Below are 23,262 nucleotides of genomic sequence, written 5' to 3' on the forward strand. Positions count from 1 at the left end.
TAAAAAGGGGAGAAATCAAACAGTCGAGGTGCGCAGCAGCTCGCGCAGCGGTGCCGTGTCGGGTACGTCGCCGACGGCCGGCCGTACCGCCGCCGCCACCGCCTCGTCGGTGCCGGCGCCCGTCGGCAGCAGGAGCCGTGCGGGCTCCGACCAGGACAGTGTCCAGCGGGCTCCCGCCGTCTCGGCCAGGGCCAGTTCGGTCAGGCTGTACAGCCCGGAGTGCAGCCGGGGGCGCAGGAACTCCCGGGCGGCGCGGCCCGTGGCCCGGGCGGCCTCCGGTGACTTGGGCAGGCGGTCGGCGATCTGCCACAGCAGGCCGGCGTCCACGGCGTCGAGGAACGCCGTCAGGTCCGCCGTGGCGCCCGGAGTCCCGGCCCGTGGTGCCGCCGCCAGCGCGGCCCGGAGCGGACGCGCCTCCTCCAGGGCGAGCGCGTGCATGGTCCGGTGCGTCAGCTCCGGCCAGTCCGCCCGCTCCAGGGCCTGGGCCTCGGGCGTGAGGACGGCGCTCTCCAGCTCCCTCAGGACGCGGTCGGCGTCGCGCAGCAGCGCGAGCGCGGGCCGTGCCGGGGCCGCCGCGCGGCCGTCGTCGGGCAGCGCCTCGATCAGGCGGATCCGGTCGGCCGGCGACGGGTGGGTGTCGTACGGGGAGGTCTCCCCGGCCGGCGGTTCGCCGCGCAGCTCCGCCAGGTCCTCCTGGCGCCCGGGGGCGGCGAGCAGCCGGCGCAGGCCGCCGAAGACCTCGCCGTGCGGCGGCAGGAGGCCCGCCGGGACGCCCATCGTCGCGTAGCGGCTCATGTAGAAGTCGTGGGCCGCGTCGAGGGCGGCGGTCTCGCGGAGCGCCGAGGCCGTGGCGTCCCGTCCGGCGATCCGCGCCGCCGTCCGGTCGGCGGCGAGCTCCTGCGCACGGTCGGCGCCGTGGGTGGCACGCAGACAGACGCGGGCGTACGCGAGGAAGGGCTTGGCCGTCAGGCGATGGGTGAGCCCGGCACGGCCGGTGCTCACCTCCTCGGCCTCGCGGCCCTCGGCGATCGCCTTGGCGGCGGCCTTCTCCTGCCGGGACCGCTCCTTGTCGACCCGCTTCCGCTCCTGCTCCCGGAAGGCCTCCACGGTCCGCAGCACGCTGTCGCGACCGCGGTGGGTGATTCCGGCGAGCCGGGTGTCGGCATTGCCGTAGTGGGCGAGCTCGTGGGCGAGCACGGCGTGCAGCTGCGGCTCGGTGAGCCCGGTCAGCAGCGGTACGCCGACGTAGAGGCGGCGCGGGCCGGGCAGCAGGCCGAGCAGGCGGGCGTCCTCGCGGACGCCCGCGTTCGCGTCCCCGGTGAGGAGGATGACGTCGGGCGCCCGGGTGCCGACGTGCTCGGCCAATGAGCGGACGGTTCGCCACAGTTCGGGCTGCTCGGCATCGGTGACGGGCAGTCCGGCGACGTCGGCGCGGCCTGTTCCGCCGAGCGCGAGGGTGCCCCGGACGACGGGGACGCCGAGCAGGACGGACAGGACGGTCACCGTGACGGCGACGGCGGCCGGCGTCCAGGCCCAGGCGGCGAGGCCGGCGCCGAGGAGCGCGCCGGGCACGGCCAGGGCGAGCAGATGGAAACCGGCCAACAGGGCGAACGCCCGTAGGAGGCGCAGAGAGGTGCCCAATGGGCGAAATCCCCCCAACTCAAGGATCAGTGGACAGAGCAACGGGATCATATGTCTGATTCCGGTGCTGTTCGACGGGATTTCGCCTGGCGGTCCGTCCGGCGCCGGGCCGGTGCGGCGCCGGACGGCGGGGGCGCTACGCGGAGTGCCGTCCCGCCTCGAAGCCCGCCACCGCCCGCGCGCGGTACGCCACGTACGCCGCGACCGGGTTCTGCTCGTACGTCCACGGGATCGCCCCGATGTGGCCGTCCACCGCGCGGAACTGCTCCAGCGCCGGGCCGTACTGCTCGCCGTTGACCAGGAACCAGGCCAGCAGGTGGCGGACGTGCGGCAGGACGGGGTGGTCGGCGGGGGCGTGGGCCACGGCGTAGAGGGCGGCTTCGACGGCCTCGCGGACGACGATGCCGTCGAAGAGGCCGCGGACCAGGATGACGTCGGGCAGATGGTCGTGCACGGCGAACAGGGGGAGCGCGGGCAGCAGGCTGCCCCGGGGGGCGCCGCCGGCCGCGCGCCGGGCGAAGGCGTCCGCCTGCTCCTGGGAGCCGTGCCACTTGGCGCTCCAGTAGCGCAGGGCCGCCAAGTGCGCCCCCATGTGCTGCGGTGCGCGGGAGACCACGGTTTCCCAGACGGACTGGAATTCCGCTTCGGAGACGCCCAGACCCCGGGCCACGCCCAGTTCGACGATGTACGGGACCGGGTCGCCGGGGGCGAGGAGGGCGGCCTCGGCGCAGACCGTGCGGGCCTCCTCCAGGATCATGCGGTAGTCCTGCGAGGACGGGTCGCGCAGCGCCTGCTGGACGAGGAACTCGGCCTGGACGGCCGCCCCGCCCGCGTCCTTGGGCGCCACCACCCGCCAGTGGCGCAGCCACATGCCGCCCGTGCCGGGCGCCTCGGCGAGCTCCTGCGCCGCCGCCCCGGCCAGCGTCTGCACCCGCTGCCAGCGCAGCTCGGCGGCGGTGCCGGCGGGGGTGCGGGAGAGCAGCTCGGCGGCCGGCTTCCAGTCCTGGGTGCGGCGGGCCTCCTCGACGGCGGCGAGCAGCTCCGGGTCGGGGCCGGGCAGGCGGACGTCCAGCCGCTCGGCGGGGACGAAGCCGTGGCCCTGCGCCGGTTCCACGGCCGCGCCCGCGCCCCGGAGCGCGTCCTGCTCCGCGCGCCGGCGGCGCATCGCGGGCACGACGACGATGCCGCAGATGATGACGAGGGCGAGCAGGATCGCCAGAAACTCCATGAGCTGTCCCGGTTCGAGGCTGTCCCGTTGAGAGGAGGCGCGGAAGTGAGGAAGTGACGTAGTAAGGACGAGGGAAGGGTGCCGAACGTTCCTCGTGGGCGCCGCCGCGGGGCGTTCCCGCAGGTCGTCGCACACGCCGGACGATCGTTCATGTGCCGGTTACAAGTGAACAGCGGCATTCCGGTAATGCTGGTACTACTCTCGGGTCAATGAGCGACCAGCATGCCTTCGAAACCCTCGCCATTCACGCCGGGCAGGAGCCGGACCCGCTGACCGGGGCCGTGGTACCGCCCATCTACCAAGTGTCCACCTACAAGCAGGACGGCGTCGGCGGCCTGCGCGGCGGTTACGAGTACAGCCGCAGCGCCAACCCCACCCGCACCGCGCTCGAGGAGAACCTGGCGGCACTGGAGGGCGGCGCCCGCGGCCTCGCCTTCGCCTCCGGCCTGGCTGCCGAGGACTGCCTGCTGCGCACCCTGCTCTCCCCCGGCGACCACGTCGTCATCCCGAACGACGCCTACGGCGGAACGTTCCGGCTGTTCGCCAAGGTCGTCAGCCGCTGGGGCGTGGAGTGGTCCGTCGCCGACTCCTCCGACCCGGCCGCTGTCCGCGCCGAACTCCGGCCGAACACCAAGGTCGTCTGGGTCGAGACCCCCTCCAACCCGCTGCTCGGCATCACGGACATCGCCGCCGTCGCCCAGGTCGCGCACGAGGGCGGGGCGAAGCTGGTGGTGGACAACACCTTCGCCAGCCCCTACCTCCAGCAGCCGCTGGCGCTCGGTGCCGACGTCGTCGTCCACTCGACCACGAAGTACATGGGCGGCCACTCCGACGTGGTGGGCGGCGCGCTCGTCACCTCCGACGCCGGCCTCGCCGAGGAACTCGCCTTCCACCAGAACGCGATGGGCGCCGTCGCCGGCCCCTTCGACTCCTGGCTGACGCTGCGCGGCATCAAGACGCTCGCCGTCCGCATGGACCGGCACAGCTCCAACGCCGCGCGCATCGCGGAGCTGCTGGTCGCGCACCCCAAGGTGACCGAGGTCTTCTACCCGGGCCTGCCGGAGCACCGGCTCCACGAGGTCGCGGCCAAGCAGATGCGGGCCTTCGGCGGCATGATCTCCTTCCGCGTCGAGGGCGGCGAGGAGGCGGCGGTCGAGGTCTGCAACCGCGCGCGGCTGTTCACCCTCGGCGAGTCGCTGGGCGGTGTCGAGTCGCTCATCGAGCACCCGGGCCGGATGACGCACGCGTCCACGGCCGGTTCCCAGCTGGAGGTCCCGGCGGACCTCGTGCGGCTGTCGGTGGGCATCGAGTCGGCCGACGACCTGCTGGCGGACATCAAGCAGGCGCTCGGTTAACCAGGAGGGGTTTCACCAGTCCTCCAAGGGCGGGGCGGTGTCCGCGGGGTGCACCGCCCACGGCTCGGTGAGCGCGGCCCAGACGCAGAACGCGACGGCCGCCGCCGCCAGCAGCGTCCACCCCAGCGCGCGCAGCGCACGCCGGGCGCGCAGCAGCCGGCGGCCGCGCCCGGCGGCCCGCGCGGCCAGCCCGGGCGGGACCGCCGGACGGCAGGAGACGAGCAGCCGGCGAACGGCCTCGCGGTCGCGCTCGCAGGAGCTCACCCGGTGTCCCGGGGCCGCTCGCGCAGCGCGGCGACGGCGCGGGCGCAGACCGCCCGGACCCTCTCGGGCGGCAGCCCCAGACCGGCCGCGGCCTGCTCCTCCGCGACCCCCTCGTGCAGCCGCAGGACGACGACGAGGCGCTCGCGCGGGGTCAGCCGGTCCAGGACGCCGCCGCGGGCGCGGCGGTGCCGCCAGGAGAAGCGCGCGAAGCGGGCGACGAGCTCCTGCCGGGCCAGGGCGTACGGGTCGTCGCCGCCGAGGCGGTCCCACGCGGCGTAGGTGCTCGCCAGGGCCAGGGTGAGCAGCCGCTCGGCGGCGGCCGCGTCGCAGGTCAGCAGCTGCGCGGTGCGCAGCAGCCGGCCGCCCGCGCCGGCGACGAAGGCGTCGAACTCCCGGTCGCGGCGCGCCGCCCGGGCCGCCCGCCCCTCTCGCATCCGACGAACCCCCGAGTGCCTCGGCGACAGGGCGGACGCCCCCTGGATTCACCGGTGTCCGGTTCGCCGGTGCCGGATTCGCCGATGTCCGGATTCATGGTGTCCGGATTCATGGTGTCCGGCGGTTCCGGCGGGGGACACCTCCATGACAAGCGCGGGCGCCCGACGGGGTCAAGAGGTCGGCGGCACCTGCGGCAGCGTGCTGTGGACGTCGGAGAGCGCGGAGTTGAAGCGGGTGAGCAGGGTGCAGAACATCGCGCGCTCCTCCTCGGTCCAGCCCTCGGTGCACAGCTCCATCAACTGCCGTCGCGAGGCGCGGACCTCGTCGAGGCGGGCCTTGCCGCGCGGCGAGAGCTGGAGGACGACCGCGCGGCCGTCCTCGGGGTGCGAGGTGCGCTTGACCAGTCCGGTGTCGACGAGCGGGGCGACCTGGCGGGTGACTGTCGAGGAGTCGATGCCCATGCCCGCGGCGAGCGCCTTGACGCCCATCGGGCCTTCCTGGTCGAGGCGGTTGAGCAGCAGGTAGGCGGCGCGGTCCATGGACTGATGGAGCCGTCCGACGCCGCCGAGGCGGGTCTGTTCTGCGCGGCGGGCGAAGACGGCAACCTGGTGCTGGAGAGTGTCGAGGACACCTGGTGCGAGGTCGGTCGTCATGTCCGGAGGGGTGGGCATGGCTGGGGACTCACTTCGTGCGGCGGGCTGGAATTGCTCGTGAATGGGGGACAGAGTACGCGGCCCGGCGGGCGCGCGTACCGCTGCTCGGGAAACCGGTCGATCGGTGGGGGCAGGGGGGTCCGCGAGGGGCCCCGGCCTGCGAGACTGGGCGGCATGGCTGCACGAGTTGGTGACGGGGACGGCACGGCGGCGTCCCCCGCTTCCGCATCCCGCCCGCAGGACGGCCCGGGGCCCGGCCCCGTCTCCGGAACCGCGCCGGGTTCCGCGTCCGGTTCCGCTTCCGCGTCCGGTTTCCCGTCCGGTTCCGCGCCCGGTTCCGCGTCCGCCGGGAGCCCGCTGCCCGTGACGCTGGACGCCGTGCGCGACGCGCAGAAGGTGCTCTCGGGGGTTTCGCGGACCACCGTCCTGGAAGGCAGCCGCCACCTGTCCACCCTGATCGGCGCCCCGGTCCACCTCAAGTGCGAGAACCTGCAGCGCACCGGGTCGTTCAAGGTCCGCGGCGCCTATGTGCGCATCGCGGGGCTGTCCGCGCGGGAGCGCGCGGCCGGTGTCGTCGCCGCCAGCGCGGGCAACCACGCGCAGGGCGTGGCGCTCGCCGCCTCCCTGCTGGGGGTGCGGTCCACGGTCTTCATGCCGGAGGGCGCGCCGCTGCCGAAGGTGGCGGCCACCCGGGAGTACGGAGCCGAAGTGCGGTTGCACGGACAGGTGGTGGACGAGTCGCTGCGCGCCGCGCAGGAGTACGCGCGGCGCACGGGCGCGGTCTTCATCCACCCCTTCGACCACCCCGACGTCATCGCGGGGCAGGGCACCGTGGGGCTGGAGATCCTCGAGCAGTGCCCGGAGGTGCGCACCATCGTGGTGGGCATCGGCGGCGGCGGTCTGGCGGCCGGGATCGCGGTGGCGGTCAAGGCGCTGCGGCCGGACGTGCGGATCGTGGGGGTGCAGGCGGCGGGTGCCGCCGCGTACCCGCCGTCGCTGAAGGCCGGGAGCCCGGTGACGCTGGAGGCGCCGGTCACGATGGCGGACGGGATCAAGGTCGGGCGGCCGGGCGACGTGCCGTTCGCGATCGTCGAGCGGCTGGTGGACGAGGTCCGCACGGTCTCCGAGGACCAGATAGCGGCCGCGCTGCTGCTCTGCCTGGAGCGGGCGAAGCTGGTGGTGGAGCCGGCCGGGGCGACGCCGGTGGCGGCGCTGCTGGCGGCTCCCGCCTCGTTCGAGGGGCCGGTCGTCGCGGTGCTGTCGGGCGGGAACGTGGATCCGCTGCTGATGCAGGGCGTCCTGCGGCACGGCATGGCGGCCGCGGGCCGCTACCTGTCGCTGCGGCTGCGGCTGACCGACCGGCCGGGGGCGCTGGCCGCGCTGCTGGAGGTGCTGTCGGCGGCGGACGCCAACGTCCTGGACGTCAGCCACGTGCGCACCGATCCGCGGCTCGGGCTCACGGAGGCGGAGGTCGAGCTGCACCTGGAGACGAAGGGGCAGGAGCACTGCTCGGCCGTGCGCGCGGCGCTGCGCGAGGCGGGGTATCTGGTGATGCCCTGACGGGGGTTGACCCGGGTTGACCCGGGTTGACCCGGGTCGACCGGGGCGGCCCCTCCTCGCGTCCGGCACAAGCGGAGCGGAATATCCGGAATTTCCGTTCACAGAGCGGAATGCGGTCGGTGAACGTAAAATTCTGTATTACGTCACCGAACGGGGAGAACCTCCATGCCGGCCGCCGCGATTTACGCCGAAGGTCTGGTCAAGACCTTCGGCGAGGTAAGAGCTCTGGACGGCGTCGACCTCGACGTCCCGGAGGGGACGGTCCTGGGGCTGCTCGGCCCCAACGGCGCGGGGAAGACCACCACCGTGCGCGTGCTGACCACCCTCATCAGGCCCGACCGGGGGACGGCCTCGGTGGCCGGCCTCGACGTCGTCGAACGGCCGGACGCGGTGCGGCACAGCATCGGGGTGTCGGGCCAGTTCGCCGCCGTGGACGAGTACTTGACGGGGCGTGAGAACCTGCGCATGGTCGGCCGGCTCTACCAGCTCGGCGGGCGGGAGGCGAAGAAGCGGGCGGGGGAGCTGCTCGACCGCTTCAACCTCGCCGACGCGGCCGACCGGCCCGCCAAGACGTACTCGGGCGGCATGCGCCGCCGGCTGGACCTCGCGGCGGCGCTGGTCGTCAGCCCGCCCGTGATGTTCATGGACGAGCCGACCACCGGCCTCGACCCGCGCAACCGCCAGCAGTTGTGGGAGGTCATCGAGGAACTGGTCGCCGGCGGAACGACGTTGCTGCTCACCACCCAGTACCTGGAGGAGGCCGACCGCCTCGCCCACGACATCGCCGTCGTCGACCACGGCCGGGTCATCGCCCGGGGCACCTCCGACGAACTCAAGGCGCGGACCGGCGGGGAGCGCGTCGAGGTCGTCGTGCACCGGCGCGAGCACATCGCCCCCGCCGACGAGGTGCTGCGGAGGTTCGGGAAGGGCGACTCGGCCGTCGAGGAGCACACCCGCAGGATCACCGTGCCGGTCGCGGGCGGCGCCCGGCTGCTCGCCGAGGTCATCCGCGAACTGGACGCCCACGCCATCGACATCGACGACATCGGGCTGCGCCGTCCGACCCTGGACGACGTCTTCATCTCGCTCACCGGCCACGCCGCCGAGGCGGAGGAGCAGCAGGAAGGGGCCGTGCCATGACCGTCGTGGGAGAGACTCCGCACCGCGTCCCGGTGGCCGGCCGGGGCGGGGCCGTCGGCCAGTCCGTCCGGGACTCCCTGGTCGTCGCCCAGCGCAATCTGATCCGGATGGTCAGGATTCCGAATCCTGTTCGCTCGTCTCGGCTAGGTTTCACCTCGCATGCCCGCTGGGCCACGGCCGGGAAGGAGCAGGCGTCGTGAGCGGCATCAGTGACGCCCTGGTCATCGCCCAGCGGAACCTGATTCGCATGCAGCGGATCCCCGAGGTGGTTGTCTTTGGCCTCGTCCAACCGATCATGTTCGTGGTGCTGTTCAGCTATGTCTTCGGCGGCTCGATCGCCATCGGCGGCAGCACGAAGTCCTCGGTCTACCGCGAGTTCCTCATGGCCGGCATCTTCGCGCAGACCGTCACCTTCGCCACCGCCGGCGCGGGCGCGGGCATCGCGGACGACATGCACAAGGGGCTGATCGACCGCTTCCGCTCGCTGCCGATGGCGCGCGGCGCCGTCCTCACCGGCCGGACCCTCGCCGACCTGGTGCAGACCGCGCTGACCCTGGTGGTGCTGGCGGTGGTCGCCGTCATCGTGGGCTGGCGGATCCACGACGGCGTCCCGAAGGCGCTGGCGGGCTTCGCGCTGCTGCTCCTGCTCGGGTACGCCTTCTCGTGGATCGGCGCGGTGATCGGGCTGTCGGTGCGGACGCCCGAGGCGGCCACCTCCGGCGGGCTGATCTGGCTCTTCCCGCTGACGTTCATCTCGAACGCGTTCGTGCCGGCCGGCAATATGCCGACGGTGCTGCGGGTGATCGCCGAGTGGAATCCGTTCAGTGCCACGGTGCAGGCCGCGCGCGAGCTCTTCGGGAATCTGCCGGCGGGCTATCCGGTGCCCTCGTCATGGCCGATGCAGCACCCGGTGTGGGCGTCGCTGATCTGGTCGGCGCTGATCATCGTGGTGTTCCGGTGGCTGTCGGTGCGCAAGTACCGCTCGGCCACCGGCTGAGCCGTCGGCCGTTGTGGCTGTGCCGACCGGACCGTGTCGGTTGTGGCGGCCGGCCGTGTTGGTTGTGCCGGACGGCCGTTTTGGTGGTGCCGAACGCCGTACGGCCCCGGACCGTCACGCGGTCAGGGGCCGTACGGGCGGCTTCGGGGCTCAGCCCTGGTAAGGCTTGGCGTCCAGGACGCGGACCTTGGCCTTCTTGCCGTTCGGCAGCTCGTACTCGGCGTCCTCGCCGATCTTCTTGCCGTTCACGCCGGTGCCCAGGGGCGACTGGGGGGAGTACGTCTCGATGTCCGAGCTGGCGTACTCGCGGGAGGCGAGCAGGAACGCCAGGGTGTCCTCGGGGTCCCCGTCGAAGGCGATGGTGACGACCATGCCGGGGGCGACCACGCCGGTGGCGGCCGGGGCCTCGCCGACCTTCGCGTGCTCGAGCAGCTGGGTCAGCTGACGCACACGGAGCTCCTGCTTGCCCTGCTCCTCCTTGGCCGCGTGGTACCCGCCGTTCTCTCGCAGGTCACCTTCCTCGCGCGCCGCGGCGATCTTGGCCGCGATCTCCGTGCGAGCGGGACCAGACAGGTACTCCAGCTCGGCCTTGAGCTGGTCGTACGCCTCCTGAGTCAGCCAGGTGACGTTGTCGCTGGTCTGGGTCACAGGTGCTCCTCGTCGGTGCTGGGAAAAAACTTGGGGTCACGGATACAAATGAACGCCCTACTCAGAAGGGTGCACCTCCAAAGGCGGGCGAAACCACGAGCCTAACAATTACGTCCGGAATGGGGGAAGAAGCGGCGGGGCGAAACCGCGCAAGAATCGCATCAATGCAGGTCAGTGTGGGTGTGGCGAGTATCGCTCGGGGGTGTTGGGGCCCCTGCGGCCACAGTGATCCCGGAGGCGCCGGGGCTCGGCCGCCCTACGCGGTGCGGCAGCCCTCGAGCTGGGTGATGCGGGCCCGGGCGGTGGTGCGGAGCGTGACGAACTGGGTGAAGTGCTTCTCGGCGCGGTCGACCGTCACGTCCAGGCGGGAAACCTCGGAACCGTCGTAGCCGAGCGAGCGCAGGGTGCACACGCCCTTGTCGTCCTTGCCCTTGCGAATCTCCAGGACCGCCTGGACCGAGCTGTCCGAGACCGACTTCGACCGGGTAAGCTCGCCGCTCACATCCGACTTGGTGATGTAGTGCACAGCGGCCCACGCGAGGAAGACGAGCAGGACCGCGCCCAGCGCACCGCCGATGATCTTGAGCTTGCGGTCGGCGCGTTCGTCCGCCGAGCGGCCGTAACGCCCCTCAGGCAGGGCCTCGCGCTGCGCAGCCATGATCGTTTCCTCTCGGACGGCGATTGGTGAACGCGGAATGAAACGGCTCCCGCTTCGGTCACTATAGGAGGCGTCTGCCGAGACGAGTGACTGAGGATCGAGCCTTGACTGAGCAGCTGCGAATGATGGCCGTTCACGCCCACCCCGACGATGAGTCGAGCAAGGGCGCGGCCACGATGGCCAAGTACGTGTCCGAGGGGGTGGACGTGCTGGTCGCCACCTGCACGGGTGGGGAACGCGGTTCCATCCTCAACCCCAAGCTCCAGGGGGACCCCTACATCGAGGAGCACATCCACGAGGTCCGCGCCAAGGAGATGGCGGAGGCGCGGGACATCCTCGGCGTCAAGCAGGAGTGGCTGGGCTACGTGGACTCCGGGCTGCCCGAGGGCGACCCGCTGCCGCCGCTGCCCGAGGGCTGCTTCGCGCTGGAGGACGTCGAGGAGGCGGCGGGGACGCTGGTGAAGCTGATCCGCGAGTTCAAGCCGCACGTGATCACCACGTACGACGAGAACGGCGGTTACCCGCACCCCGACCACATCATGACCCACAAGATCTCGATGGTGGCCTTCGAGGCGGCCGGTGACCCCGAGCGCTACCCCGAGGCCGGCGAGCCCTGGCAGCCGCTGAAGCTCTACTACAACCAGGGCTTCAACCGGCAGCGCACCCAGGCCCTGCACGACGCGCTGATCGAGCGCGGCATGGAGTCCCCGTACGGGGAGTGGCTGGAGCGCTGGGACGACATCGGCCGGGACCGCAACCTGACAACCTTCGTCCCGTGCGCCGACTTCTTCGAGATCCGTGACAAGGCGCTGATCGCCCACGCCACGCAGATCGACCCGGACGGCGGCTGGTTCCGCGTGCCGATGGACATCCAGCGCGAGGTCTGGCCGACCGAGGAGTACGAGCTCGCCAAGTCCCTCGTGAGCGTGTCCCTCCCCGAGGACGACCTCTTCGCGGGCATCCGCAACAATTGACCCCATGATGAGCGCGACTGCCTCCCTCGCTGTCACCCACCTCGTGCCGCTCGCGGGCGAGGAGCTTGACAAGAACAAGGTCACCCCCGGTGTGCTCGGTTTCATCGTCTTCGCCGTCATCGGCGCCGCCGTCTGGCTGCTGATGAAGTCGATGACCAAGCACATGAAGCGGGTCGACTTCGAGGAGGCGCCGGAGGCCTCCGCCGCGGGCGCGGGCCTGGCGGCGGCCGCCGCCGACCCGTCGGCCGGCGGCCCGGAGGCCAAGCCCGCCAAGGGCTGATCCGGCCCCGGCCGGCCCGGTCCGGCGACACCCCAAGGTGCCGCCGGACCCCTTGGCGTACCCGGGCCCGCGGGCGGTGGGTCCGGAGCCCCGGCGTGTGGCGAGCCCGGAGCCCTGGGGCCGGCGGCGCGTCGAGGTCCCGGCGCGGTGGTGGAGCGCCCGGCCGGCGCGCGGCGTCGCCGCACGGCGTGCCCCGAGCCCTGGGCCGTGTCCGATAGCTCTTGACGCCGCTGCTTCGCTGGAACGGATGCTCCCTGTGAGTCGGTCGGCAGCTTGCGAGGCGTGCTGAGCGGCACGGGCGGTTCGCCTAGCGGCAGTCCAAGAGTCGTCGGACAGCCCTAGCGCGGCAGCACGGCCACCACCTCCCTCGCGTGCCGGCCCGGCACCATCCCCAGGCGCCACCCCTGCCAGCCGGACTCCGGCTCCACGCCCCGCTCCAGCACCAGCGCGAACGCCTCCGCGCACTGCTCCAGCGACGGATCGACCGCCCAGTCGGCGGACCGCAGCCCGGACCGCAGCCGGGCGAGCTCCTCCTCGGCGACCGCCGTCCCCACCACCGAACCGCCCGGCGACGCCAGCGGCAGCAGGGTGCAGCGCAGGAACCGCGCCCAGCTCTCCCCACGCCGGTCGCCCAGCGCCCCGAACAACCGGGTCGCCCCGTCCACCAGTTCCAGTGCCTGGGCCGCGCGGCCGTTGCCCGCGTCGATCACGGCCAGCTCCAGGCACGACCACCCCTCGCCGTGCTCCACGCCCACCCGCTGGAAGTCGAGCCGGGCGTCCTGGAGGAGCTGCCGGGCGAAGCCGCTGTTGCGCAGGCTTCCCGTCTGGGCCGCCCGCTGGTCCCGGGTGACCCGCGCCGAGTGGTGCCGGGCGCACGCCAGGCCGTAGACGTCGCGCATGCGGTTGAACATCGTGCGCGCCCGCTCCAGCTCCCGCAGCGCCGACGGGAGATCGCCCGACTCCTCAAGCGCCTGCCCCAGGTGGAACAGCGTCCACGCCTCGCCCCGCGCGTCCTCGTGCTCCCGGTGCCGGACGGCCGCCTGTCGCAGGCCGTCCGCGGCGGCCGTCGCGTCCCCGGCGGTCAGCCGGGCCCGCGCCAGCTGGGTCAGCGCCCAGGCCGCGCCCCGGCCGTCCTGGGTGCGCCCGTACAGCTCCAGGGCCTCCCGCAGCTCCTCCTCGGCCGGCTCAGCCCGGCCCATCCGCAGTAGCACCTGACCCCGGTGGAAGTGCGCCCACGCCTGGCCGTGCAGGCTCTCGCTCTCCCGGTGCAGCTCCAGCGCCGGCGCCAGCAGGTCCAGCGCCTCCGCCAGCCGGCCGCGGTCCCGCTCGACCGCCGCCAGTGCGTGCATCGTCCACGCCCGGTCACCGCTCAGCTCCGGCGCGGCCTGCAACTCCAGCGCCTCGCGCAGCTTCCCGGCCGCCTCGCGCATGTTGCCCTGGTGCTGGAGCGTGATGCCCAGGTCGCGCAGGGCCCGCGCGGCACCCGCCGGATGCTGCGCGTCGAAATACAGGTCCACGACCGACGTCAGCGTCGTACGGGACTTGTCCAGCTCGCCCAGCTGGCGGGCCGCGACGCCGGTGCGCCACTGCACCGAGCGGTTGAGCAGATCCCGGTCCGTGGACTGCGTCAACTCGCTGAGCTCGCCCAGCCGGTAGAGGTCGCCGCGCAGCAGGCAGTAGTCGCACAGGGCGCCCAGCAGATGCAGCACGGCCGACTGGTCCACGCCCTCCGCGTGCCGCAGCGCGGCGGTGATGAAGCTCGACTCGTCGTCCAGCCAGCGCAGCGCCGCGTCCAGCGAGGTGAAGCCGTGGCCGCCGGCGGCGCCCCGGGCGAACGCGTCCGCGCGCGTGGACGTCTTGCCGTCCACCATGCGGATCACCGAGTCGGCCAGCTCCGCGTAGCTGCGGATCAGCCGCTCCTGGGCGGCGCCCCGCTCACCGGCGGGCTCCTCCTCGTGCAGCCGGGCGTGGGCGAAGTCGCGCACCAGGTCGTGCATCCGGAAGCGGCCCGGGCGCACCGGCTCGATCAGGCCCGCCCGGGCCAGCTCCGCCAGCGTGCGCGCCGCGTCCTTCTGATCCGCCGCCAGCAGCGCCGCGGCCGCGGCCGCGCCCAGCGAGGCGCGCCCGGCCAGCGCGAGCCTGCGCAGCAGCCGGCGGGCGTCCTCGTTCTGGTCGAGGTAGCGCAGCCACAGGGCCCGGCCGACCGGGTCGTCCTGCCCGGCGGCGGCCAGCTCCGCGGCCAGCGTCCGCGGGGTGCGCGGGCCCAGCGAGGAACCCGCCACGCGCAGCGCCAGCGGCAGCCCGCCGCACAACTCCCGCACGTCGTCCAGGACGTGGACGTCGCCGGGCCCGCCGAGGCTCTCCTCCTCGGCCGCCGACCGCAGCAGCTCCCGCGCCCCCGGCCCGTCCAGCGGGCCGACCTCCAGCTGGTGCGCCCAGGCCACCAGGCCCGGCGGCAGGGCCAGCGGGGTGCGGGCCGTGACCAGCACCAGGCCCTCGGAGCGCTCGGGCACCAGGGCGCGGACCTGCTCCGCGTCCGAGGCGTCGTCGAGCACGATCGTGACCGGCAGGCCCGTCAGGTGCTGGTGGTACACCTCCGACAGCCGCTTGAGGTGCTGGTCCTGCGACGACCGCTCGCGGAAGAGGAGTTGGTCGCGCGGCGCGCCGAGCCGGTTGAGCAGGTGCAGCAGCGCCTCCCGGGTGGCCAGCGGCGGCTCCTCGTGGCTCTCGCCCCGCAGATCCACCACGCACGCGCCGCGGAACTGGTCGCGCAGCTGGTGGGCGGCGCGCAGGGCGAGGGTGGAGCGGCCGGAGCCGGGCGGGCCGTGGAGCACCACGACCACCGGCTTGGTCTCCGTGCTCGCCCGGGCCTGACGCACCCACCGGGCGATCCGGTCGAGCTGCTCCTTGCGGCCGGTGAACGGGCCGTGGGCGGAGGGCAGATCGTCGAAGGAGCGGGCCGGGGCGGTGCGCCGGCGGGCGGCCGCGCTGCGGTCCCCGCCGCGCAGCGGCAGGGTGGAGACGGTGTCCTTGCCGGTCTTGGCCTCGGCGCCGGTGCGTGCCGTGCCCCGGAGCATCCGCTGCTGGTCGAGGAACGGTCTTATGCCGCGCACCTCCACCGCCGTCAGCCACTGGAGCCGCAGCTGCTCGGCGCCGCCCGGCTGCCCGCGCCGCCCGGCGCGCCGGTGGACGGCCGGCCAGTGACCGGCCGTCAGCTTCACGACCGTCGTTACCGCGCCGGCCAGGGCCACCGCCACGCCGGTGCTCAGGGCCGTGCCCGCCGAGGTGCCATACCCCAGGTCGGCGCCGAAGGCGGTGACCGCGGCGACGGCCGTCACCAGCGCGGGCGTGCCGAGCTCGGCCCCCGACAGCCGGGCCGACAGCGGCGCGACGGACGCCGCCTCCTCGTCCAGCGCGTGGACGTACGTGCCGTACTCCTCGGCGGCGGCCGCGGCCAGCACGTCCAGCTCGTCGCGCGCCCGGCGCAGCAGCGCGCCGCCGTCCGCGCGGCCGCCGGAGCGGCGCACCTCCTCCTCGACCGCCCGTTCCAACAGGCTCTCGACGTCTCCCCGATGGCCCCGCCGCAGGGCGGGCAGCGAGCTCTGCATGCGTCGTCCCCCTTCGACCAGCAACTTTGACCAGCAACTTCGGCCGGCGAACTTCGGTCGGCGAACTTCGGCGACCGGCAAGGCGTTCAGTCTTCCGCCTCGGAGGGATTTCCGGCAGCCCTGTGGATAACCGGCCTGTGGAGAACAGGGGAGAACGCCGCACGGGTGTTGCTGACGGAGATCGGAGCAGCGGGTGAGGAAGTCGAGGCCCCTGTTGGTGAAGGATGGGACTCATGCCGAACCGCCTGGCGCACGAGACGTCGCCCTACCTCCTCCAGCACGCCGACAACCCGGTCGACTGGTGGCCCTGGTCGCCCGAGGCATTCGAGGAGGCGCGCCGCCGCGACGTGCCCGTCCTGCTGAGCGTCGGATACGCCTCTTGCCACTGGTGTCATGTGATGGCGCACGAGAGCTTCGAGGACGCGGCGACCGCCGCGTACCTCGACGAGCACTTCGTCTCCGTCAAGGTCGACCGCGAGGAGCGGCCCGACGTCGACGCCGTCTACATGGAGGCCGTACAGGCCGCCACCGGCCAGGGCGGCTGGCCCATGACGGTCTTCCTCACCCCCGACGCCGAGCCCTTCTACTTCGGCACGTACTTCCCGCCGGCGCCGCGCCACGGCATGCCCGGCTTCCGCCAGGTGCTGGAGGGCGTCACGGCGGCCTGGACCGGACGGCGCGAAGAAGTGGGCGAGGTCGCGGGGCGGATCGTGCGCGACCTCTCCGAGCGCTCCCTCACCACGGCCGGTGAACGGCCGCCCGGCGCCGAGGAGCTGCACCTGGCGCTCATGGCGCTGACCCGCGACTTCGACGCCGTGCGCGGCGGCTTCGGCGGAGCGCCCAAGTTCCCGCCGCCCATGGTGCTGGAGTTCCTGCTGCGCCACCACGAGCGCACGGGGTCCGCGGCCGCGCTCGACATGGTGACGGCCACCTGCGAGGCCATGGCCCGCGGCGGCATCCACGACCAGCTCGGCGGCGGCTTCGCGCGCTACGCGGTGGACAGCGGCTGGGTGGTGCCGCACTTCGAGAAGATGCTCTACGACAACGCCCTGCTGTGCCGGGTCTACGCGCACCTGTGGCGGGCCACCGGCTCGGGCCTCGCCCGCCGGGTCGCCCTGGAGACCGCCGACTTCCTGGTCCGTGAAATGCGCACCGAACAGGGGGGTTTCGCCTCGGCGCTGGACGCGGACAGCGAGGACGCGGGCGGGCGGCACACCGAGGGCGCCTACTACGTCTGGACGCCCGGCGAGCTGCGCGAGGTCCTGGGCGAGGCGGACGCGGCCCTCGCCGCCCACTACTTCGGCGTCACCGAGGAGGGCACCTTCGAGGAGGGCGCCTCCGTCCTCCAACTCCCCGACACCGACGGCCTGGTGGACGCCGAACGCGTCGCCTCCATCCGTGAGCGCCTGGCCGCCGCACGGGACCGCCGGGCGCGGCCGGGGCGCGACGACAAGGTGGTGGCCGCCTGGAACGGCCTGGCCATCGCCGCGCTCGCCGAGACCGGCGCGTACTTCGAGCGGCCCGACCTCGTCCAGGCCGCGACGGACGCCGCCGACCTCCTCGTCCGCGTCCACATGGACTGGAACGCCCGCCTCTTCCGCACCTCCCTGGACGGCGTCGCGGGTGCCCACGCGGGCGTCCTGGAGGACTACGCCGACGTCGCCGAGGGGTTCCTCGCGCTGTCGGCCGTCACCGGCGAGGGGGTGTGGGTCGACTTCGCGGGACTGCTGCTGGACACCGTCCTGATCCGTTTCCGGGACGCGGACGGCGCCCTGTTCGACACGGCGGACGACGCCGAGACCCTCATCCGCCGCCCCCAGGACCCGACCGACAGTGCCGCGCCGTCGGGCTGGACGGCCGCGGCCGGGGCGCTGCTCACCTACGCGGCGCTGACCGGCAGTGTGCCGCACCGGGAGGCGGCCGAACGGGCGCTGGGCGTGGTGCGGATGCTCGGCCCGAAGGCGCCGCGCTTCATCGGCTGGGGCCTGGCCGTCGCGGAGGCGTTCCTCGACGGGCCCCACGAGGTCGCCGTCGTCGGCCCGTCCGATGACCCGGCCACCCGGGCCCTGCACCGCGTCGCCCTGCTCTCCCCGCGGCCCGGGGCGGCCGTCGCCCTGGGCGAGCCCGCGTCGGCGACGGCGGCGGAGGTGCCGCTGCTGGCGGACCGGCCGCTGATCGAGGGCCGGCCGGCGGCGTACGTGTGCCGGAACTTCGCGTGCGAGAGGCCGACGGACGACCCGCGGGTGCTCGCGGAGAAGCTGGGCGTCAGAGGGTGAGGCCGCGCTCCAGCACGTCCAGCGCGTGGCCGATGAAATCCAGCGGGTCCCCGGTCTGGCCCTCGTCGACCCAGGCCATCAGGGCTTCCTGCATCGTCGCCAGCACCGCGGTGGTGACCATCCGCACCTCGAAGTCGTCCGCGGACCGGCCCGACCGCTCGGCCAGCACGGTGCGGATCATGTCCACCGAGCCGGCCATGCCCTCGCCCGAGCGGGCCCGCAGGGCGGGTACGTCCCTGATCAGGCGGGTGCGCATGCGCATCTCGGGGCTGTTGGTGCCGAGGACGCCGCTCAGGTTCTCGACGAGGGTGCGGCGGACGGCCGTCAGCGCGGGCTCGTCCGCCGGGCGCGCCCGCAGCGCGGCCTCCATGACCGGGTCGTACTCGTCCGTGAGGACGATGTCCTCCTTGGTCGGGAAATAACGGAAGACCGTGCTGGGGGAGACGTCGGCGGCCTCGGCGATCCGGTCCACGGGGGTCGCGTCGTACCCCTGCTCCTCGAAGAGGCGGTAGGCGGCGGCGCGGATCGCCTGCCTGGTCTGGATCTTCTTCCGCTCGCGCAGCCCGAGCCGGGGGCCGGGCTGCGCGGCGGGGGTGGTCTGTGCCGATGCCATGACGGCATTGTCAGGCATCGATCGTTTCGTCGACCACCGCGCGAGTGGTCCGTTCCGTCCGCGCGGGGCGCGAACCGGGCAGGAAGGCGGCGACGAGCGCGGCGGCCGCGAGGGCGGCGACGGCCGTCACCAGCAGGGCCGTGTCCATGCCGTGGACGTACGCGGCGTCGGCCGAGCGCGTCAGCGCCGCGTCGTGGAGCCGTCCGGCGACCGTGTGCGCCGCCGCCACCGAGTCCGTCGCGGCGTCGGCCGCGGCGGGCGGGAGGCCGGCGGTGTCGAGGCGGTCGGTGTAGACGCCGGTGATCACACTGCCCAGGGCGGCGAGGCCGATGGCCGAGGCGACCTGGCGGAGCGTCATCAGCAGGCCCGATCCGACGCCCGCGCGCTCGCGCGGCAGCGAGCCGAGGGCGCCGTCCATGGCGGGGATGACGGCGGCGCCGAAGCCGACGCCGACGAGGGTCAGCCACAGGGCCGTCCAGCCGTAGCCGTCGTGCACGTCGGTGCGGCTGCCGAGCAGCGCCGCCACCGCCATGACGACCAGCCCGCCCGTGATGGCCGGGCGCGGGCCGGTCCGCCGGACGAGCGGCGCGACGGCGCGGGAGGCGACGAGCATGCCGAGCGGCATCGGGACCATGCGCAGGCCGGTGCCGAACGCGTCGTGGCCCTGGACGGTCTGGAGGTACGAGGGCAGGACGAAGAGCAGGCCGGTCATCGTGAACATCACCAGGGCGGCCGCGACGGTGTTCCACAGGAACCCGGGCCGGGCCAGCAGGGCGAGGTCGAGCATCGGGCGCGCCAGGCGCCGTTCGCGCACCACCAGCAGGGCGAGCAGGACGACGGCCGCGGCGAGCGCGCCGAGGACCGGCGGGGATGACCAGCCGCTCCCCGGGCCCTCGTTGACGCCGTAGACGAGGGCGCCGAGGCCGGTGACAGCGAGCGCGGCGGTGAGGACGTTGACGGTGGGAGTGGCGGGGTCGGTGGTCTCCGGGAGGAGCAGGAGGCAGGCGGCGACGGCGAGTCCGATGAGCGGCAGGTTGATCAGGAAGACCGAGCCCCACCAGAAGTGGTCGAGGAGGAACCCGCCGAGCAGGGGGCCCAGGGGCAGGCCGAGGCCGGTGGCGGCGGAGAGCGCGCCGACGGCCCGGGTGAGCTCCTCGGGTCCGAAGAGCGAGGGCAGGACGGCCATGGCCAGCGGCATCACCAGGGCGGCACCGGCGCCCATCGCGGCGCGGGCCGCGATGACCGTGGTGCTGTCGTCGGCGAGGGAGCCGACGAGGGAGCCGGCGAGGAAGACCAGCAGGCCGGTGACGAGCATGCGGCGGCGGCCGAAGCGGTCGCCGAGGAGGCCGGCGGGGAGCATCAGCGCGGCGAAGACGACCAGGTAGGAGTCGGCGATCCACTGCAACTGACTGGCATCGGCGCCCAGTTCCGAGGCCATGGTCGGCAGGGCGACGTTGAGGATCGTGGTGTCGAAGCCGAGGGTGAGCATGCAGAGGACGATCGCGGCCAGGGCGACCCAGCGGCGGCCGGCGGGGCCCTTGGCGGGTGTGGTGGCGGACATGACGGAACACCCCTTTGAGAGTTTTGGTCAAATGACAGTAACTCTCAAAAGATTTTTACTGTCAACTCTTGATGCCGTGGTTGCTCCTCCTTGATGACGCGCTGACTGTCAGTGGGGTGTGTGACCCTGTGTGCAGGGCAGGGAACCGGTCAGTGGAACGACCGAAAAGGGGTGGGTGATCCGTGATGGGTGCAGCAGTGCACGCCCTCGTCGCGCTGATCGGCGCGGTGTGCGTGGGGAGTTACGTTCTCGCCGGTGAGCTGGCCGTACTGGTCGTGGTGCTGGCCGGCGTCGGGGGCCTGACATGGAGAGTGGCCGCGGCCTCTCGGCCACGGCCACTGCGGTTGGCGCGCCCGGGGCGCGCGGAGTCAGGGGCTTCGAGGATTTCAGGGATTTCAGGGGTGCGAATAGGCCACCAGCGAGATGCCCACGTAGTGCACGACGAAGGCGGCCAGCGTCAGTGAGTGGAACACCTCGTGGAAGCCGAACCAACGGGGCGACGGATTGGGGCGCTTGATCCCGTAGATCACGCCGCCCACGCTGTACAGGAGGCCGCCGACGATTACCAGGACGAGGACGGCGATGCCGCCCTTGCGCAGGAAGTCGGGGAGGAAGAAGACGGCGGCCCAGCCCATGGCGATGTAGCAGGGGGTGTAGAGCCAGCGCGGCGCGCCGACCCAGAAGACGCGGAAGGCTATCCCGGCCGCCGCGGCGGCCCAGACCGCCCACAGCAGCAACTGGCCGCGGCCGCCCGGGATCAGGAGCATGGTCAGCGGGGTGTAGGTGCCCGCGATGATCAGGAAGATGTTGGCGTGGTCGAGGCGGCGGAGCACGCCCTGGACGCGTGGGCTCCAGTTGCCGCGGTGGTAGAGGGCGCTGATACCGAAGAGCAGGCAGGCCGTGAGGACGTAGACGGCGCAGGCGATCCGGCCTCGCGTGCTGTCGGCCAGGGCCGTCAGGAAGACGCCGGAGATCAGCACGGCGGGGAACATCCCGGCGTGCAGCCAGCCGCGCAGCCGGGGCTTGATGGCGCCCGGCTGTGCGGAGGGGCGGGGGGCGGGCGAGGGCGCGGCGGTCGCGGCACCGGCGGAAGTGGCGGGCGCGACGGGCGCCGCGTCGGGCGCGGGTGTCATGGCGTCATGCTACCTACGCCACCGTAAGTTACGGATCAGTATCACGTGGCGATGGTCACGGGAGTGCCCCCTGGACAGAACCGAAACGGAGTCGGATGATCAAATGAGTGCGGGCGGCACCGGATGAGCGGTCGCGAAGCGTCTGGGTCGCAGCCCCCAAGGGGCGAATGTGCAGAGACGGACCGGCCTGCCGGTCGGGCAGGCGGACGAGTCCGTTCCACCCTCAACATGTGACGCCGGGCGCCGTGGCCCCCGGCGGGACGGAGCGATCGTGGCGCGCGCAAATGCGGCTCCCACCACCCCCACCAACCACCAGGAGCTCGTCTCCTGGGCCGACGAGATCGCCGCCCTCACCCAGCCGGACCGGGTCGTCTGGTGCGACGGTTCCGAGGCCGAGTACGAGCGCCTGTGCGAGGAGCTCGTGGCCAAGGGCACCTTCCGCAAGCTCGATCCGGTCAAGCGCCCCAACTCGTACTACGCGGCCTCCGACCCCACGGACGTGGCCCGCGTCGAGGACCGGACGTTCATCTGCTCCGCCAAGGAGGAGGACGCCGGCCCGACCAACCACTGGAAGGCCCCCGCCGAGATGCGGGAGATCTTCGCCGGCGAGAAGGGCATCTTCCGCGGCTCGATGCGCGGGCGCACCATGTACGTCGTGCCCTTCTGCATGGGCCCGCTCGGCTCGCCGCTCTCCGCGATCGGCGTCGAGATCACCGACTCCGCGTACGTCGCCGTCTCCATGCGCACCATGACCCGCATGGGGCAGCCCGTCCTCGACGAGCTCGGCTCCGACGGCTTCTTCGTCAAGGCCGTGCACTCGCTCGGCGCGCCGCTGGCCGAGGGCGAGCAGGACGTGCCCTGGCCGTGCAACAGCACCAAGTACATCTCGCACTTCCCCGAGGACCGGGAGATCTGGTCCTATGGCTCGGGCTACGGCGGCAACGCGCTGCTGGGCAAGAAGTGTTACGCCCTGCGCATCGCCTCCGTCATGGCCCGCGACGAGGGCTGGCTCGCCGAGCACATGCTCATCCTCAAACTCACCCCGCCGCAGGGCGAGTCCAAGTACGTGGCCGCCGCCTTCCCGTCCGCCTGTGGCAAGACCAACCTCGCCATGCTGGAGCCGACCGTCTCCGGCTGGACGGTCGAGACCATCGGCGACGACATCGCCTGGATGCGCTTCGGCGAGGACGGCCGCCTCTACGCGATCAACCCCGAGGCCGGCTTCTTCGGCGTCGCGCCCGGCACCGGTGAGCACACCAACGCCAACGCGATGAAGACCCTCTGGGGCAACTCCGTCTTCACCAACGTCGCGTTGACGGAGGACGGCGACGTCTGGTGGGAGGGCATGACCGAGGAGACACCCGCCCGCCTCACCGACTGGAAGGGCAACGCCTGGACGCCGGAGTCCGGCACCCCGGCCGCGCACCCCAACGCCCGCTTCACCGTGCCGGCCTCGCAGTGCCCGATCATCGCGCCCGAGTGGGAGGACCCCAAGGGCGTGCCGATCTCGGCCATCCTCTTCGGCGGCCGCCGCGCCTCGGCCGTCCCGCTGGTGACCGAGTCCTTCAGCTGGAACCACGGCGTCTTCATCGGGGCCAACGTCGCCTCCGAGAAGACCGCCGCCGCCGAGGGCAAGGTCGGCGAGCTGCGCCGCGACCCGTTCGCCATGCTGCCGTTCTGCGGCTACAACATGGGCGACTACATGGGGCATTGGGTCAACGTCGGCAAGGACAAGGACCAGTCCAAGCTGCCGAAGATCTACTACGTCAACTGGTTCCGCAAGGACGCGGGCGGCCGCTTCGTGTGGCCGGGCTTCGGCGAGAACAGCCGGGTGCTGAAGTGGATCGTCGAGCGGCTGGAGGGGCGGGCGGCCGGTGTCGAGACGCCGATCGGTGTCCTGCCCGCGCCGGGGGCGCTGGACCTGGACGGTCTCGAACTGTCCGAGGCCGACCTCGAGTTGCTCCTGTCGGTCGACAAGGAGGTGTGGCGGGAGGAGGCGTCGCTGATTCCCGAGCACTTCAACACGTTTGGTGACCACACGCCGAAGGAGCTGTGGGACGAGTATCGGGGGCTGGTGAAGCGGCTCGGGTGACGGGTCGGTGGGGGCGGGGGGGGGGTTTTTGCGCGGCCCCCCCCCCCCCGTTAACCGTTTTTTACGGGGCCCCCCCCGGCCGGGGCCCCCCCCCCCCCGGGCGGGGGGGGGGGGGCCCCCCCCCCCCCCCCCCCCGGGGGGCCCCC

At 73.1% G+C, this 23,262-nt stretch carries 20 protein-coding genes; 9 read left to right on the forward strand and 11 right to left on the reverse strand.

All coding sequences use genetic code 11. From position 1 onward, the window contains the following. Positions 1 to 15: 15 nt before the first annotated feature. Positions 16 to 1,641 carry a M48 family metalloprotease gene (locus I5Q34_RS14720; RefSeq protein ID WP_199892623.1) on the reverse strand — a complete coding sequence of 542 codons (1,626 nt, stop codon included), beginning with the start codon at positions 1,639 to 1,641 and terminating at the stop codon, positions 16 to 18. 136 nt (positions 1,642 to 1,777) lie between these two features. After that, the gene (locus I5Q34_RS14725; RefSeq protein WP_199892624.1) at positions 1,778 to 2,869 is read right to left on the reverse strand and encodes a hypothetical protein; all 1,092 of its coding nucleotides are present in this window, start codon (positions 2,867 to 2,869) and stop codon (positions 1,778 to 1,780) included. 209 nt (positions 2,870 to 3,078) lie between these two features. Here I5Q34_RS14725 and I5Q34_RS14730 point away from each other — a divergent pair, with 209 nt between their 5' ends. Continuing rightward, positions 3,079 to 4,224, forward strand: coding sequence for a cystathionine gamma-synthase (locus tag I5Q34_RS14730; RefSeq protein ID WP_199892625.1), 1,146 nt, complete (start codon positions 3,079 to 3,081; stop codon positions 4,222 to 4,224). A 12-nt stretch (positions 4,225 to 4,236) separates the two neighbouring features. Here I5Q34_RS14730 and I5Q34_RS14735 read toward each other — a convergent pair whose 3' ends face one another. From I5Q34_RS14735 to I5Q34_RS14745, 3 genes are all read right to left on the reverse strand, one after another. After that, a complete protein-coding gene (locus tag I5Q34_RS14735) occupies positions 4,237 to 4,488 on the reverse strand; it encodes a hypothetical protein (protein ID WP_199892626.1) in 252 nt (83 codons plus the stop codon). Continuing rightward, positions 4,485 to 4,922 carry a sigma factor-like helix-turn-helix DNA-binding protein gene (locus tag I5Q34_RS14740; RefSeq protein WP_199892627.1) on the reverse strand — a complete coding sequence of 146 codons (438 nt, stop codon included), beginning with the start codon at positions 4,920 to 4,922 and terminating at the stop codon, positions 4,485 to 4,487. The genes I5Q34_RS14735 and I5Q34_RS14740 overlap by 4 nt, the downstream gene beginning before the upstream one ends. A gap of 171 nt (positions 4,923 to 5,093) precedes the next feature. Beyond that, positions 5,094 to 5,594 carry a MarR family winged helix-turn-helix transcriptional regulator gene (locus I5Q34_RS14745; protein WP_199892628.1) on the reverse strand — a complete coding sequence of 167 codons (501 nt, stop codon included), beginning with the start codon at positions 5,592 to 5,594 and terminating at the stop codon, positions 5,094 to 5,096. Positions 5,595 to 5,750: 156 nt separating this feature from the next. Here I5Q34_RS14745 and ilvA point away from each other — a divergent pair, with 156 nt between their 5' ends. The 4 genes from ilvA to I5Q34_RS14765 all read left to right on the forward strand — a co-directional run bounded on the left by ilvA (position 5,751) and on the right by I5Q34_RS14765 (position 9,273). Beyond that, positions 5,751 to 7,136, forward strand: a complete 1,386-nt coding sequence (ilvA, locus tag I5Q34_RS14750) for a threonine ammonia-lyase (protein WP_374193014.1) — start codon at positions 5,751 to 5,753, stop codon at positions 7,134 to 7,136. 165 nt (positions 7,137 to 7,301) lie between these two features. Further along, the gene (locus tag I5Q34_RS14755) at positions 7,302 to 8,276 is read left to right on the forward strand and encodes an ATP-binding cassette domain-containing protein (RefSeq protein ID WP_199892629.1); all 975 of its coding nucleotides are present in this window, start codon (positions 7,302 to 7,304) and stop codon (positions 8,274 to 8,276) included. Beyond that, positions 8,273 to 8,476, forward strand: coding sequence for an integral membrane transport protein (locus tag I5Q34_RS14760; protein ID WP_199892630.1), 204 nt, complete (start codon positions 8,273 to 8,275; stop codon positions 8,474 to 8,476). The genes I5Q34_RS14755 and I5Q34_RS14760 overlap by 4 nt, the downstream gene beginning before the upstream one ends. Before the next feature lie 47 nt (positions 8,477 to 8,523). Further along, entirely contained in the window at positions 8,524 to 9,273 is a 750-nt protein-coding gene (locus tag I5Q34_RS14765) for an ABC transporter permease (protein ID WP_234428970.1), read from the forward strand. A gap of 150 nt (positions 9,274 to 9,423) precedes the next feature. On the opposite strand, the gene greA is transcribed toward I5Q34_RS14765, so the two are convergent. Together greA and I5Q34_RS14775 are read right to left on the reverse strand one after the other, a co-directional pair. Beyond that, positions 9,424 to 9,921 (reverse strand): transcription elongation factor GreA, encoded by a 498-nt coding sequence (greA, locus tag I5Q34_RS14770; RefSeq protein ID WP_199892631.1) that lies wholly within the window; start codon positions 9,919 to 9,921, stop codon positions 9,424 to 9,426. A gap of 256 nt (positions 9,922 to 10,177) precedes the next feature. Continuing rightward, positions 10,178 to 10,579 (reverse strand): DUF4307 domain-containing protein, encoded by a 402-nt coding sequence (locus tag I5Q34_RS14775; protein ID WP_199892632.1) that lies wholly within the window; start codon positions 10,577 to 10,579, stop codon positions 10,178 to 10,180. A 104-nt stretch (positions 10,580 to 10,683) separates the two neighbouring features. On the opposite strand from I5Q34_RS14775, the gene mca reads away from it, so the two are divergent. After that, positions 10,684 to 11,553, forward strand: coding sequence for a mycothiol conjugate amidase Mca (gene mca, locus I5Q34_RS14780; RefSeq protein ID WP_199892633.1), 870 nt, complete (start codon positions 10,684 to 10,686; stop codon positions 11,551 to 11,553). 4 nt (positions 11,554 to 11,557) lie between these two features. After that, on the forward strand, positions 11,558 to 11,833 hold the full coding sequence (locus tag I5Q34_RS14785) for a hypothetical protein (RefSeq protein WP_199892634.1): 276 nt from the start codon (positions 11,558 to 11,560) through the stop codon (positions 11,831 to 11,833). A gap of 338 nt (positions 11,834 to 12,171) precedes the next feature. Here I5Q34_RS14785 and I5Q34_RS14790 read toward each other — a convergent pair whose 3' ends face one another. Further along, positions 12,172 to 15,441: a tetratricopeptide repeat protein gene (locus I5Q34_RS14790; protein ID WP_199892635.1), complete on the reverse strand. Its 3,270-nt coding sequence runs from the start codon at positions 15,439 to 15,441 to the stop codon at positions 12,172 to 12,174. A 233-nt stretch (positions 15,442 to 15,674) separates the two neighbouring features. On the opposite strand from I5Q34_RS14790, the gene I5Q34_RS14795 reads away from it, so the two are divergent. Continuing rightward, complete coding sequence (locus tag I5Q34_RS14795; protein ID WP_199892636.1) at positions 15,675 to 17,717, forward strand: thioredoxin domain-containing protein; 2,043 nt, start codon at positions 15,675 to 15,677, stop codon at positions 17,715 to 17,717. Here the strand turns inward: I5Q34_RS14795 and I5Q34_RS14800 are convergent. The 3 genes from I5Q34_RS14800 to I5Q34_RS14810 all read right to left on the reverse strand — a co-directional run bounded on the left by I5Q34_RS14800 (position 17,707) and on the right by I5Q34_RS14810 (position 21,024). Next, a complete protein-coding gene (locus tag I5Q34_RS14800) occupies positions 17,707 to 18,330 on the reverse strand; it encodes a TetR/AcrR family transcriptional regulator (protein ID WP_199892637.1) in 624 nt (207 codons plus the stop codon). The two genes, I5Q34_RS14795 and I5Q34_RS14800, sit on opposite strands and share 11 nt — an antisense overlap. Positions 18,331 to 18,340: 10 nt before the next feature. Next, the gene (locus I5Q34_RS14805) at positions 18,341 to 19,891 is read right to left on the reverse strand and encodes an MFS transporter (RefSeq protein WP_199892638.1); all 1,551 of its coding nucleotides are present in this window, start codon (positions 19,889 to 19,891) and stop codon (positions 18,341 to 18,343) included. A gap of 395 nt (positions 19,892 to 20,286) precedes the next feature. Continuing rightward, the gene (locus I5Q34_RS14810) at positions 20,287 to 21,024 is read right to left on the reverse strand and encodes a hemolysin III family protein (RefSeq protein ID WP_199892639.1); all 738 of its coding nucleotides are present in this window, start codon (positions 21,022 to 21,024) and stop codon (positions 20,287 to 20,289) included. Positions 21,025 to 21,295: 271 nt separating this feature from the next. Between I5Q34_RS14810 and I5Q34_RS14815 the strand changes: the two genes are divergently transcribed. Further along, positions 21,296 to 23,116, forward strand: coding sequence for a phosphoenolpyruvate carboxykinase (GTP) (locus I5Q34_RS14815; protein ID WP_199892640.1), 1,821 nt, complete (start codon positions 21,296 to 21,298; stop codon positions 23,114 to 23,116). The last annotated feature ends 146 nt before the right edge of the window (positions 23,117 to 23,262 follow it).

Source organism: Streptomyces sp. AV19 (assembly GCF_015999245.1).
GTDB lineage: Bacteria > Actinomycetota > Actinomycetes > Streptomycetales > Streptomycetaceae > Streptomyces.

What these genes read in the sequence shown, in the direction of transcription:
- I5Q34_RS14725 (WP_199892624.1), bottom strand. Translation starts at nt 2,869, where the DNA reads ATGGAGTTTCTGGCGATCCTGCTCGCCCTCGTCATCATCTGCGGCATC.
- I5Q34_RS14730 (WP_199892625.1), top strand. Translation starts at nt 3,079, where the DNA reads ATGAGCGACCAGCATGCCTTCGAAACCCTCGCCATTCACGCCGGGCAG.
- I5Q34_RS14740 (WP_199892627.1), bottom strand. Translation starts at nt 4,922, where the DNA reads ATGCGAGAGGGGCGGGCGGCCCGGGCGGCGCGCCGCGACCGGGAGTTC.
- I5Q34_RS14745 (WP_199892628.1), bottom strand. Translation starts at nt 5,594, where the DNA reads ATGCCCACCCCTCCGGACATGACGACCGACCTCGCACCAGGTGTCCTC.
- ilvA (WP_374193014.1), top strand. Translation starts at nt 5,751, where the DNA reads ATGGCTGCACGAGTTGGTGACGGGGACGGCACGGCGGCGTCCCCCGCT.
- I5Q34_RS14755 (WP_199892629.1), top strand. Translation starts at nt 7,302, where the DNA reads ATGCCGGCCGCCGCGATTTACGCCGAAGGTCTGGTCAAGACCTTCGGC.
- I5Q34_RS14760 (WP_199892630.1), top strand. Translation starts at nt 8,273, where the DNA reads ATGACCGTCGTGGGAGAGACTCCGCACCGCGTCCCGGTGGCCGGCCGG.
- I5Q34_RS14765 (WP_234428970.1), top strand. Translation starts at nt 8,524, where the DNA reads ATGCAGCGGATCCCCGAGGTGGTTGTCTTTGGCCTCGTCCAACCGATC.
- I5Q34_RS14775 (WP_199892632.1), bottom strand. Translation starts at nt 10,579, where the DNA reads ATGGCTGCGCAGCGCGAGGCCCTGCCTGAGGGGCGTTACGGCCGCTCG.
- I5Q34_RS14785 (WP_199892634.1), top strand. Translation starts at nt 11,558, where the DNA reads ATGATGAGCGCGACTGCCTCCCTCGCTGTCACCCACCTCGTGCCGCTC.
- I5Q34_RS14790 (WP_199892635.1), bottom strand. Translation starts at nt 15,441, where the DNA reads ATGCAGAGCTCGCTGCCCGCCCTGCGGCGGGGCCATCGGGGAGACGTC.
- I5Q34_RS14795 (WP_199892636.1), top strand. Translation starts at nt 15,675, where the DNA reads ATGCCGAACCGCCTGGCGCACGAGACGTCGCCCTACCTCCTCCAGCAC.
- I5Q34_RS14800 (WP_199892637.1), bottom strand. Translation starts at nt 18,330, where the DNA reads ATGGCATCGGCACAGACCACCCCCGCCGCGCAGCCCGGCCCCCGGCTC.
- I5Q34_RS14805 (WP_199892638.1), bottom strand. Translation starts at nt 19,891, where the DNA reads ATGTCCGCCACCACACCCGCCAAGGGCCCCGCCGGCCGCCGCTGGGTC.
- I5Q34_RS14810 (WP_199892639.1), bottom strand. Translation starts at nt 21,024, where the DNA reads ATGACACCCGCGCCCGACGCGGCGCCCGTCGCGCCCGCCACTTCCGCC.